At 41.4% G+C, this 11643-nt stretch carries 11 protein-coding genes and 2 pseudogenes; 1 reads left to right on the forward strand and 12 read right to left on the reverse strand.

All coding sequences use genetic code 11. The annotated features are described in order from the left end of the window. The 3 genes and pseudogenes from IM485_RS22790 to IM485_RS15965 all read right to left on the reverse strand — a co-directional run. Positions 1–241, reverse strand: a pseudogene (locus tag IM485_RS22790) (IS1634 family transposase); the annotation flags it as partial. A gap of 1 nt (position 242) precedes the next feature. Then, positions 243–410, reverse strand: a pseudogene (locus tag IM485_RS15960) (type II toxin-antitoxin system VapC family toxin); the annotation flags it as partial. 112 nt (positions 411–522) lie between these two features. Then, positions 523–1155 carry a DUF305 domain-containing protein gene (locus IM485_RS15965; protein WP_104396600.1) on the reverse strand — a complete coding sequence of 211 codons (633 nt, stop codon included), beginning with the start codon at positions 1153–1155 and terminating at the stop codon, positions 523–525. A gap of 313 nt (positions 1156–1468) precedes the next feature. Between IM485_RS15965 and cobS the strand changes: the two genes are divergently transcribed. Beyond that, positions 1469–2227 (forward strand): adenosylcobinamide-GDP ribazoletransferase, encoded by a 759-nt coding sequence (cobS, locus tag IM485_RS15970; RefSeq protein ID WP_104396599.1) that lies wholly within the window; start codon positions 1469–1471, stop codon positions 2225–2227. On the opposite strand, the gene IM485_RS15975 is transcribed toward cobS, so the two are convergent. The 9 genes from IM485_RS15975 to IM485_RS16015 form a co-directional block, all read right to left on the reverse strand. Beyond that, a complete protein-coding gene (locus IM485_RS15975) occupies positions 2224–2685 on the reverse strand; it encodes a PPC domain-containing protein (protein ID WP_104396598.1) in 462 nt (153 codons plus the stop codon). The two genes, cobS and IM485_RS15975, sit on opposite strands and share 4 nt — an antisense overlap. Positions 2686–2984: 299 nt before the next feature. Further along, entirely contained in the window at positions 2985–3206 is a 222-nt protein-coding gene (locus IM485_RS15980) for a DUF4278 domain-containing protein (RefSeq protein ID WP_104396597.1), read from the reverse strand. Between the two features lie 93 nt (positions 3207–3299). Then, on the reverse strand, positions 3300–4355 hold the full coding sequence (locus IM485_RS15985) for a potassium channel family protein (RefSeq protein ID WP_104396596.1): 1056 nt from the start codon (positions 4353–4355) through the stop codon (positions 3300–3302). Between the two features lie 33 nt (positions 4356–4388). Continuing rightward, the gene (locus IM485_RS15990) at positions 4389–5246 is read right to left on the reverse strand and encodes a DNA-formamidopyrimidine glycosylase (protein ID WP_287744292.1); all 858 of its coding nucleotides are present in this window, start codon (positions 5244–5246) and stop codon (positions 4389–4391) included. A 222-nt stretch (positions 5247–5468) separates the two neighbouring features. Further along, positions 5469–6812 (reverse strand): cytochrome c biogenesis protein, encoded by a 1344-nt coding sequence (locus tag IM485_RS15995; protein WP_287744295.1) that lies wholly within the window; start codon positions 6810–6812, stop codon positions 5469–5471. Between the two features lie 50 nt (positions 6813–6862). After that, positions 6863–7591, reverse strand: a complete 729-nt coding sequence (locus IM485_RS16000; protein ID WP_002736734.1) for a cytochrome c biogenesis protein CcdA — start codon at positions 7589–7591, stop codon at positions 6863–6865. 18 nt (positions 7592–7609) lie between these two features. After that, positions 7610–7972 carry a VOC family protein gene (locus IM485_RS16005; protein WP_104396593.1) on the reverse strand — a complete coding sequence of 121 codons (363 nt, stop codon included), beginning with the start codon at positions 7970–7972 and terminating at the stop codon, positions 7610–7612. 2 nt (positions 7973–7974) lie between these two features. Beyond that, positions 7975–8931, reverse strand: coding sequence for an ABC transporter permease (locus tag IM485_RS16010; RefSeq protein ID WP_104396592.1), 957 nt, complete (start codon positions 8929–8931; stop codon positions 7975–7977). Next, positions 8932–10665 carry a peptide ABC transporter substrate-binding protein gene (locus IM485_RS16015; protein ID WP_104396591.1) on the reverse strand — a complete coding sequence of 578 codons (1734 nt, stop codon included), beginning with the start codon at positions 10663–10665 and terminating at the stop codon, positions 8932–8934. Positions 10666–11643 lie beyond the last annotated feature (978 nt).

An 11643-nucleotide genomic window follows, 5' to 3' on the forward strand; every position in this document is an offset into this window, starting at 1 on the left:
AGTTTACCTGCTCAAATAATCCTAATTGAATCACTTCTACCTCAGCCAGTTTCCGAATTTGAGGCTTAGTTAAACCAGTAATATAGTCTAATCCTTCTATCGGTTTTACTAATTCCTTGATTTTCGAGTTGGTGAAAATTCCTCTATCGCTTACTCAGACCACATTCTCAATCCCCCAACCCTTTCTGACTTTCTCAATTTGTCCGCTTAAAGTAGCACCGTCTGAAGTGTTTCCTTCAAATGGCTACTTCATCCAAAACAACCTGTGAAATATAGAGAACAAAATAATTACGGCGATTTTGCCACCAGTCTCGTGTTGTTTCGATATTCCCCGCAACAATCAAGTTTTTGGTCGATCTTGCTGTTAGATAACCAATAACACTGGTTTCAATATAGACCCTTTCACTCACGGCAATCTAGAAAATCTATCCTACGTCTATCCTACTGCATTTAATCTTGGTTTTGAGGGAGTTGGTTGACATACCCCACGCCGTAAACGGACGCGGGGTATGTCAATACAAGCTAATGATGCATCCTACCCATTGGATTGCGATCACCAAACCAAGCTATCAACCAAGTTTGCATCTGCTGAATTTCCCGGCGCTGGCTAGTGGCAATGTTCTCAGCCAAGGACTGGACAGGCTGATGCTTCACCAGATTATGATTCAGGAGCATTTGCGACATCATCACGGCTCCCATATGATGTTTAATCATATCTTGTAAAAAAGTTTGATCTAGGGCATCGCCCTGAAGTTGGCTCAGATCGCGCATCATGGGAACGTAGGAGACGCTAATATTCCTTCCGGAATACCACTGGTTAAGCCAGTTTTTCATCTGAGCAATTTCAGCACTTTGCGCTTGAATAATATTTTGAGCAAACTGCCTCATCTCAGGACGACTAGTGCGTGCCAGAATAACTTGGGCGGTATCGATTGCCTCCTGATGGTGGGGAATCATTTGGGCAAGATAGTTAAACTCGCTACTGACCTGCATATGATGCATCATACCCATGCCGTTGGGAAAAAATTGAGCAGAGGCGGAATCTGGAGAATTTCCGGATGGACGTGTCAGAAGTAAAGTTGAGGTTGCAGCCAGTCCAAGAGCGGCAACAGCCCCCAGCAGGATAATGGCTTTATTTTTCATGAGAAAAACCATGTAAAAACCTCACTATAGTATAGCACTTATGCAAAAGTAACCAGAACTATCTTCACCAAGAAATTAGCAGTCTAACTATGAATTATACGGAAAATTTCCGTATCTCATACTAAATACACATTTTTAAAGAATCTTTCCGCATATTACTCTCCTATAGAGCGATCACAAGAACTTTTCCTAATAAAATTACAAGTAACCGTGTTATGTCGAATTATTATAGGCGTTCTCATGTTTTGAAAATCCCACAGGGTCGCCGATACAAAATTAGGTTATACTTCATCTTTATGAGAAAGACTGCCATACTGGGAGCGAATTGGGGAGATTGATTACCATATTTAACTTCATTTGTCAAGAAATTCGCTCATTTTTAGGTGCGATCGCTTTTTACACGATTATTCCGGTTCCGATTGCCTGGCCGGATTTTGGCAGAATTGCCCGATGGATTCCCCTAGTGGGCTTATTTTTGGGTTTAATTTTGGTTTTGCTCGATATAACTCTAGCTGGTCTGGGAATGCCACTCTTAACTCGTGCAGTTGTCCTTGTGGGGGTTTGGGTTTATCTAACCGGAGGACTACACCTTGATGGAGTTAGTGACACGGCCGATGGTTTAGCTGTCACCGACCCCCCGCGTCGTTTAGCGGTCATGGCCGATAGTGTTACCGGGGCCTTTGGAGTCATGGCCGTGACCATGGTTTTGCTGCTCAAAATCGCCGCTTTGACTGATTTAAGCGATAATCGAGCCTTAGCTCTAATTTTAGCACCAATTTGGGGACGTTGGGGGCAAGTAATGGCAATCGCTCTTTATCCCTACCTCAAACCCACCGGCAAGGGAGCCTTTCATAAAGTGGCTTTTTGTCTGCCTTGGGACTGTGGGGGAGTAATTTGGGGGTTAATCGCCCTATTTGGCGGTCTAAGGTGGGGAATAATCGCCATTAGTGCTGGAATCGCCCTCGCTCTGCTTACTGGTTACTGGTTATATCGTCGTCTTCGCGGTCACACCGGCGATACCTACGGTGCGGTGGTGGAGTGGACAGAGGCTCTATTCTTGGTTTTTTTGACAATAATTAGCTAATTTTTGCCCTCCACAGCCCGTAAACGGGTTAATTTCAGGGTAAATTTTCCCCCACCGGTTTCTCCGAAAGCTCTCACCCGAATAATATATTTACCCGACTCGGTAATGCGGGCAAACAGGAGGGCATTAGTGCCACCATCCGGACCATCATCATTTTCCGCTACAGTGGAACCATCGTCGGCCAGAAGAATTAACACCCCATCAAAATTTTCTGATTTCAGATCGATGGCCACCTGATCGTCCTTTTCCAAATCTACGGTATAATCCCTAGCAAACCCTCCCTCCCCCGTGGGAATATCCTTGTCGGTGAGAGTATCGTTAATTTCTTTGTTGAGGATGAGGGGGACGGGATTATAGATTTTTTCTGCTCGCACCGGTAAAGATTGACCGCTTAACCAGAATAAAGTGAGCAAGACGCATAAACCAGAATAGCGACCAGTCAAAGGGAATCTTCTCATAGGGGCAGATGTTCGTTTTCTCAATCTCCCTATTCTACAAAAAACTGATAACTATCAGCAGTTCGACAAAATTAAATTCAGAATCTGGAAAAGGGGAACACTGGAACTGCGGAACTGCGGAAGGTAAAAATATCTGTAATTAATTTTGCTTAGGTACTTATTTGTTGTTGGCAAAAACGAGTAAAAAAATCCCCCTTTGAGCAAGGGGGCAAGAGGGAAGATAAAAACCGTTTAAGGTAATTGCTGTGATCATTAATTGACAATATTTAAAAGAGATTGATTGAAAAATGAACTAGAAGTTAAAAACTTAAAGAGGGTTTTTCCGTGGGCAAAGAAGCTAAAGATTGCATGATATGATAGGCTTGACCGCGATAGGTAACGGCTACCTGTTTCTGAATAGTTTGAACGACACCAAGGTTTTTTAAATAGGGAACACCACGATAGCCTAAAATCATCGGACTGGAAGCAACGGGGGCAGTGGGATTTTTGTCGTAAGGAATGCCGCGATAGGTTAATTTCATAGCTGTCTCTGGAGATAATTAGTAAGTTAGTAATATCTCCATCCGCAGGGAAATTAATTCCAGAAAAGCTAAACTTTGTTCTGGTTAAATATCCTACCAAGAAGACCCCCGATAGCGCATTTCTCGACGCAAGGCATAACGACGGGCAAAATTGGGAACATCGCCCCGATGACCTAATAAAATCACCGTATCGCCTTGCTGTAGAATGGTGGAATTGTCGGGATGGGCGATGACACGACCATCAAATTGACGCACAGCAACGATAATAAAAGCACCCTGTCCCCGCACTTCCATCTGACTGATAGGTTGTCCCAAAAAGGGCGAATCGCTTAAAATCGAGTATTCTTCAAATTGCAGGTCGATATCGGCTAATAATTCGTTAAGATTGCGCCTACCTTCATCTTCCTGTAAAAAATCGATTGCGGCCGGATGGGTGATTAAATGAGCCATTCTCTCCGCTCCAATGGTAGCAGGTAAAACCACTTGATCGGCCCCGGCTAGTTTTAATTTTTTCTCGGTGCTGGGATATTCTCCCCTGGCGATAATGTATAGTTGCGGACTGAGTTCTCTTGCGGTTAAAGTGATGAAGACATTTAAGGCATCATCAGGCAACACCGTCGCTAAAACTCGCGCTTTATCGATACCGGCTTTCTGGAGAATACTTTCATCGGTGGCGTTACCATTAAGAGTTATGTAACCTTTTTCCTGAGCTAATCGAATGCGATCGGGGTTATTATCGACGATAATAAAAGATTGGGCTGTTTTTGCCAATTTAGTCGTTAGAATGCGTCCTATGCGCCCAAAACCGCAGATTATGACGTGATTTTCTAAGCATTCCATCTCTTTATTCATCCGGCGATCGCTAAAAGCTTTGTTAATTTCTCCCTCGGTGAGCATCTGAAAAAACCCTCCCACCACATAAACGGCCGAGGTGGTCCCACAGACGATAACTAACATGGTAAAAGCTCTCAGACTGGGAGTGTTAATCGGTTTAACTTCCCCGAAACCTACCCCAAATATGGTGATAATCACCATATAAACGGCATCGAGAAAACTCCAACCGTAGGCCATATAACCGATAGTTGCTCCGACTACCGTAGCGAGAAAAAAACTCGCCCCGATGATAATCCTTTTCAGTGAACTTTGCATCGATTTCCGTGACCTGACAATCTAGCTATCAGCTTACAACTGTTTACTGATTACTGTTGAGACTTGACATTGGGGACAAAAATGAGAGGAGCGTCCACTTAATTTAATTCTGGCAATAGTTGCACCGCAAAGGCGACAATTTTCGCCAGTACGACCATAAACCCAGGCCATCGCCCCATAATTGCCATTAACTCCCGTAACGTGGAGAAAATCGCTAAAACTGGTGCCGCCTTCAGCGATCGCTGTTTCCAGTACAGAAATAATGTTTTTTGTCAATAAGTCTATTTGCTCAATTTTTAAGAGATTAGCGGCAGTTTGGGGATGGATACCACTTTTAAAAAGAACTTCATCCGCGTAGATATTACCAATTCCTGCCACCACATTTTGATCGAGGAGAAAAGTTTTAATCGGACGACGACTTTTTTGACAGTGACTATAGAGGTAATCGGGGGTAAAATTGCGATCGAAGGGTTCCAGTCCCAGTTTTTTGAGACCGGTAATCACGCTTTCTGGGGTTTTATCGGCGGCAATCCACCAAATTTTCCCGAAAGTGCGGGTATCGACAAAGCGCAATTCTTGCTGATTGGCAAAAAAGAAGCGTAAGCGCGTATGAATCGGCAGGGGAGTGGTATCTTTTACCCAGAGCAATTGTCCGGTCATACGCAGATGAACCCCGATACTGCTACCATTATCTAAATTGGCGAGGAGATATTTGCCTCGGCGCTGCCAATTGGTAATCGTAGTCTGAGCAATTCCTTGCAGAAAAGTTGCCTCACAATTAGGGTAGGCTAGGGTACGCTGTAATAATACTTCCCCACCGATAATTTTTTTGCCCTGGGTAACTTGATTTAATCCGCGACGTACCGTTTCTACTTCTGGCAATTCTGGCATATAAGTGATTGAACAAAATTAAGTTCTTGGTTAGGGTAGGCAAAAGGCAAAAGATAGATAAACAGAACTTTTTGAGTAAGTGATTCTAATTAAATATAAGATAGATTTTGCCTCTGATCCCCCCTGCCCCCCTTGATAAGGGGGGTGCCGATAGGTGGGGGGATCAGAAAATTTTTAACACCTACCTACTGATCGGGAAACGACACCAGATTAACGTCAATTCTAATTTAACTTTAACATTTCAATGGTATCAATTATTTCCCGTTCAAAACTGACTTGAGCGCGATTAGTTTTACCACCAATATAAAAGCGATCACCCGATTGTAAAGCCCAAATTTGCGAATGGGAAAAGTAACTCATTACCACTCCCATCATCAATAAAGCAAAACCTAAATAGACGATAGGTACTCCCGGATCTGCCTTAATTTGTAAACCTGTACTTCCCACTAATTCGACTATTTTTAGATTAACTCCATTGATAGGAATCGTCATTCCTTCTCGTACAGCAGAGGTTAAATCTCCCTTAGCATCATAGACAATTACCGTACCTTGTAAATCTCTGGTTAAAAGAGAAACTCCCTCACTAAGATCGGTTTTAGTCGGAATCCAAGTTCCCCAGATTTGTCCATTACCTTTGGTGTCTAAACTAGCCATCGGTAGCTGTAGGATCGGACTATTATTCACCTGTACTTTTACCCCAGCAATCCCCCAACTGGTTTGATAAAAAGTCACCCCTTTATGGTGCAAAGGTTGGTTAACTTGAATAGTTTTGCGATCAATCTCCTGTCCTTGATTATCGATCACCGACAAATCAGAATAAAATTGTTCTATATCACCTTTAGGACTATAATCAATCCAAAAACGATTAACTTTAATCCCCCAATCTTTAGGGAGAGAATTTTTAGATAAGGGTCCAGCTTCAATAATATTTTTAACCTGAAAACTATCGCCACTAGCTACCATTTCTTGAGCGAAAAACCCCGTTAACGCTCCCCAGATTGCTCCTGCTAAAATAATTAACATGGCTGCATGAACGATAATCGGACCGATTTTACCGATCAGACCTTTACGAGCATAAAGACTGTTATTTTCTAGAAAAACTTTGTAGCCTTTTTTTTCTAATAGAGGGGTGAGAGATTCTAAGGAACCAGTTTCTAATTCAGCACTTAAAGCTAGTTTTTGAAATTGGCGAGATTGTTGATAAAATTGCCAGTTTCTTGCCGCTTTTAAAGCGGGTAATTGTCGTCGGAAGGTACAAGCGGTTAAACTGGAACCAAAGAGAATTAATAATGATAGATACCACCAAGTGCTATAAACATGATTTAATCCCAATAGTAATAAAACTTTCCAAGTCAGAAACCCAAATAAAGCGGGTTTCTCAGGATAATTAGCTTGGTAGAAAGATAGAGATTGACCCTGTTCTATTACCGTCCCAGAAATGCTAAAAATAGCGATTAAAAGTAAGAGGATAATTGCCAATCGTAGATCGGCAATAGTCTGGATAAATTTCCGTCCCCATTGAGGCGGTCTATTCTTTAAATTTGAGGAAGTTTCCGATATAGTCATAGTTAAAAGTTTTGCAATTCTAGCCAATTATCTATCATAACTCTCCACCATCACAGCAGACGGGATAATAAAGAAAAAACTCCAAAACCGATTAATAAAACCCCACTGACAGGATTAATCCACCCGGACCATTGACGCAGGGAAAGAAAGCTTTTCAGCGAGGCAGTAAAAGAACCGACGATAATTAGGGGTAAAACATAGCCGGCAGTGTAGGATAACAATAATCCCCCTCCTAAGCTTAAATCTCCCGTATTTGCCACCCATGCCAATAGAGTTGCTAGAACAGGTGTACTGCAAGGAGAGGCGATTAAACCAAATGTTAAACCAAGAAGATAGGACCGCAAAATCGGGGGAAAATCGCCGGTAATCCAATCGGTAGCGCCAAGGGAGGGGAAGCGCAGGGGTAATAATTCCAAGAGGTTTAACCCCATCAAAATAGCGATCGCACTGACGATAATTGGTAAACCGATCCCCACCTGTCCATAGACTTTTCCTAGAGTAGCGGCAATTAGTCCCAATCCCGCTAAGGTGGTAGCTAATCCCAGGGAAAACCATGTGGACTGCCAAAAAGCCGCTAAACGACCTTGATTTTCGTAACCCCCGATATAAGCGACGGTAATCGGCAACATCGACAGCATACAGGGGGTAAGACTGGTAAGTAAACCGGCTAGAAAAATCACGGCAATACTGACAAAACTAAGGTGAGTTAGTTGGGAAGTCACTAAGCGATCGGCGTATTGTTCAAGGTGATAGAGTTGAGTCTGTAATTGGTCTAACATATTGGGGAATTTTTCAGGCTAAATTTGGCTCATTTCTAGGATATTACCATCCGGATCACTGACAAATAATGCCTTTCTACCTGAGGCACTCATTTGAATTGTATAACCTTGACTTTCTAGATAGTTACCCATGGCTGTCACGTCATCAATAGCGAAGGCAATATGAGGATTGCGTCCCCATTTTTGGGGATTGGGACGGTAGTTTTGATAATTGGTATCGACAATTAAATGAATTTGATAATTTCCCACTTGATACCAAACCCCATCGTATTGAAAAGAGCGATCGATTCTAGTCAATCCTAGAACATTTTCGTAAAAGTTAACAGCTTTTTCTAGATCGGTGACTAAAATCCCCGTGTGTAAGGATCGCATGATGTTCATAGTTAATATCTGACTCGCGGATCGAGCCAACTATAGGTTAAATCGGCAATTAAGTTAAAGATAACAATTAAAATCCCATAGATAAAGGTAATCGCCATCACTACGGGGGTATCACTGCGGGAAATAGAATCAATTAATAAAGCACCGATACCCGGTACACGAAACACTTGTTCTGTGACTAAAGCACCGGTAAAAATTGAGGGAATATCGAGAGCAATCAGGGTGACAACGGGAATTAAAGCATTGCGAACTATGTGCTTAGTGAGGACAGAAAAATTAGTTAATCCCTTCGCTAAGGCAGTTTTAACGTACTCTTGGTGAATTTCTTCAGTTACGGAAGAACGCACGAAACGCATCAACATCGCCCCTTGATATAAGCTTAATACAGTTACGGGCATAATTGACTGTTTAACCTGCTCGATCAAACTATTAAAATCGCTAATTTCTAGGGTACTGTTATAAAAAGATGGTAGCCAGTTTAACTGCACACTAAAGATAATAATTAATAATAATCCCGTCACAAAGGTGGGTAAAGAAAAGCCAAGCATCGAAAAAGTAGAGATGATTTTGTCTAACCAAGAATAGCGCTTGACTGCTGAAATTACGCCCAAAGGAAAAGCGATTAAAACCCCGAAAATATAGGCAATACCGACAATCCAGAGAGTTGTGGGTAAACGCTGCCAAATGAGGGTAAAAACCGGGCTGCGACTGGTGAAAGAATAGCCCATATCTCCTTGAAGAAATGCTAACAACCACTTGACATAACGCACGGGAAGCGGTTGATCTAATCCGAGACTTTTGCGAATATTTTCTCGCACCGCTTCGGTGATAGCGGGATTAGCTGCAAATTCCCCCATCGTATCCCCCGGCGCTAGGGCCAAAATGCCAAAAACCACCATACTAATAGCTAAAAGAGTGGGAATCGAAAATAATAATCTTTTCAGAAAGTATTTCAGCATTTATTTACTACGCTTCCAGTCTTTGATCTTCCAAGTATTTCTATCCCAGGGAGTTAATTCAAACCCTGACAAACTATTGCTAATTGCCACCACATCGGCACGATGAACTAGGGGAATAATCACAAAATCATTAATTAACATATCATTCATTTTAATCCCTATTTCTCGCCGTTTTTCTGGGTTTAATTCTTGACTAAAAGCTTGCCATAATTTATCGTATTCAGGATTACAATAACGAGCATAATTATCACCGGCCCAACCATCAGCTTTTTGGGGAATTTCGCTACAGGTAAAGGTTTTAAAATAGGCTTTCGGATCGGGACTATTATTACCAGTAGTGTACATTTGTAGGTCAGCATAAAACTTTTCTACCGTGTCATCGTTAGCAGGATCGCTAGAAAAGAAAATACTGGCATCAACAGTTTTTAATTCTACTCCTACCCCGATCGCTTGTAAACTTTGTTTGATAATTTCTTGGGTTTTCTGACGAAGAGGATTGACAGTGGTTTGAAAAACTAATTTCATTTCTACCCCATTTTTATCCCTAGTACCATCACCATTACTATCTTTCCATCCCGCATCATCTAGTAATTTCTTAGCCTTTTCTAGATTAAATTCATAGCTAGTATTGGGGGAATTATATTCCGATGGCATCACAATAAAATTAGGAGTTGTTTTCCCAGTAATACCATAAAGTTGCGTGGCAATAGTATCTCTGTCAACGGCTAAAGATAAAGCTTCTCTTACTTTCACATCACTCAAAAAAGGATGGGGAAACTTAATACTAGACCTCTCACCTTCAGGAGTAGCTTGATTAGGATCACTCAAATTAAATAAAACTCGTTCAATCAAAGAACCGAAACTAGATATTAACTGACCTTGACCCGCTTTTTCTAAATCACTTAAAACCTTGGCCTCTACTTGCAAATTATAGGCATAATCCGCCTCCTGTGTCTGTAAAACCGCTCGTGCCGCAGAAGTGGCATCACCTCCTCCTTTTAATTCTATTCTTTGAAAACCTAATTTATCTGCTTCTCGAAAGAAAGAATTTGGTTCATAAACTGCCGTGTCTCCCGGCTTAAATTCTACCACTTTATAGGGTCCAGTTCCCACCGGTAATAAATTAGCAGGGGCCTGGCGTGCTGTTTCATTGCTATACTTTTCATAGAGATGAGCAGGTAAAATCATCCCTTCTGTTCCCACAAAAACTAATGACCAAGCGGGATTAACTTGCTTAAAATTTATTTTAACCCTATGGGGATCGATCGCTTCCACACTTTTAACTGTTTCATAATTGCCAGCGCTAGTAGAACCAGTTTTCGGATTGGTAATAAAATTATAGGTAGCGATGACATCTTTGGCAGTAAAAGGAGTACCATCTGACCATTTAATATCTTTTTTTAGCTTCCATGTCACCGATTTACCATCCTGGGCAACTCCCCCATTTTCAATAGTAGGAATTTCTGCCGCTAAAAAAGGAACTAATTCCCCTTTTTCATTGAAACTAGCCAAAGGTTCTAAGGTAATGCGACTCGCTTCTGAGTCTTTAAATCCCGTGGAGAGATGGGGATTTAAAATCGTCGGCGCTTGCCAATATAAAAGTTTTAAAGTTTCTGAATTATTATTGGTCGTTGCCGGGGGATTATTAGCTGTTTGTTGATGACAAGCACTAAAAAGCAGCGTACAACTAAGGGATAAAATTAACAGGGGCAAGAAAAGCGATCGCTTAAACATTTTTAATGACAATCAATAATTCAACAGGGTGACTTAGGTGATTCCCTACCCCACCAATAACAAGTTATCAGACATTGAGTCTTGATCTCGATCGATTAATTGATTATTTGCCTTTATCCATTCCTAGTCAAGTTAAATCGATCATGCTATGGTAGCGATGCTGTACTAGACAATAAAATTCTAGGCACGACGACGAAAATGGGTTCTTCGGTTTGTGTTATGCAATGTACGGGGGTTATAAGGGACGGAACCCTTATAGAGAAAAACGTTTGGCGATTTTTGTCAATTGTTTTTGATCTAGAGCGAACTAATCAATTAAATCTCTTGCCAGATAAGGATTTAGTCGATTTATGCCACCCTATCGAACCATAAAAAGTAACGAAGAGCCAGAAAATCTGTATTTGGGGTGTTGTATGGAAAAAATCCGTCTAGTATATAATTAGTGTGGTCGCCATCGCAGTGGGGTGCGTTCCCTGATGTGGCCCCTACTGCTCCACTAGCAGTAGGCTAATCTGGATAACACGCTTTTGGGTGTGATATACGGAAAAGTTCTGGCGATCGCGCCTAAATGGGGTGATATGCCGAAAGTTGACCCATATCATTACTTTCAGGAGTGTTATACGGAAATTTTCCGTATAATCAATAGTTGGGCGGACCAGCAAAAATAAATTCAGAACGATTTTGCGCCGTTTCAGCGATCACTAAAATTGTTAAGAATTGTACAACCCTCTTGTTATAAGGCTTTTTATGTCATGAAACCTTAAAATGAGAATTGCTGTGGGCGGACACGCAAAAAACATTAGAACTCTTGCAAATTAATTATATGTTATAATAATCGGTTAACTAATTTTCCCCAAAAAATTAGTTAATCAGTACATTCGTCCTGAATGAAAACTTGAAGTTTAACTTTTAACTCAAAACTCTTTAGAGCTGCTTTAATTTGGTTATCAAAACCTCTTTATTTAAGCGGCACAAACT

Origin of the sequence: Microcystis sp. M169S2, from assembly GCF_020245865.1 — a bacterium.
Classification (GTDB): domain Bacteria; phylum Cyanobacteriota; class Cyanobacteriia; order Cyanobacteriales; family Microcystaceae; genus Microcystis; species Microcystis ichthyoblabe_A.

What these genes read in the sequence shown, in the direction of transcription:
- IM485_RS15965 (WP_104396600.1), bottom strand. Translation starts at nt 1,155, where the DNA reads ATGGTTTTTCTCATGAAAAATAAAGCCATTATCCTGCTGGGGGCTGTT.
- IM485_RS15975 (WP_104396598.1), bottom strand. Translation starts at nt 2,685, where the DNA reads ATGAGAAGATTCCCTTTGACTGGTCGCTATTCTGGTTTATGCGTCTTG.
- IM485_RS15980 (WP_104396597.1), bottom strand. Translation starts at nt 3,206, where the DNA reads ATGAAATTAACCTATCGCGGCATTCCTTACGACAAAAATCCCACTGCC.
- IM485_RS15985 (WP_104396596.1), bottom strand. Translation starts at nt 4,355, where the DNA reads ATGCAAAGTTCACTGAAAAGGATTATCATCGGGGCGAGTTTTTTTCTC.
- IM485_RS15990 (WP_287744292.1), bottom strand. Translation starts at nt 5,246, where the DNA reads ATGCCAGAATTGCCAGAAGTAGAAACGGTACGTCGCGGATTAAATCAA.
- IM485_RS15995 (WP_287744295.1), bottom strand. Translation starts at nt 6,812, where the DNA reads ATGACTATATCGGAAACTTCCTCAAATTTAAAGAATAGACCGCCTCAA.
- IM485_RS16000 (WP_002736734.1), bottom strand. Translation starts at nt 7,591, where the DNA reads ATGTTAGACCAATTACAGACTCAACTCTATCACCTTGAACAATACGCC.
- IM485_RS16005 (WP_104396593.1), bottom strand. Translation starts at nt 7,972, where the DNA reads ATGAACATCATGCGATCCTTACACACGGGGATTTTAGTCACCGATCTA.
- IM485_RS16010 (WP_104396592.1), bottom strand. Translation starts at nt 8,931, where the DNA reads ATGCTGAAATACTTTCTGAAAAGATTATTATTTTCGATTCCCACTCTT.
- IM485_RS16015 (WP_104396591.1), bottom strand. Translation starts at nt 10,665, where the DNA reads ATGTTTAAGCGATCGCTTTTCTTGCCCCTGTTAATTTTATCCCTTAGT.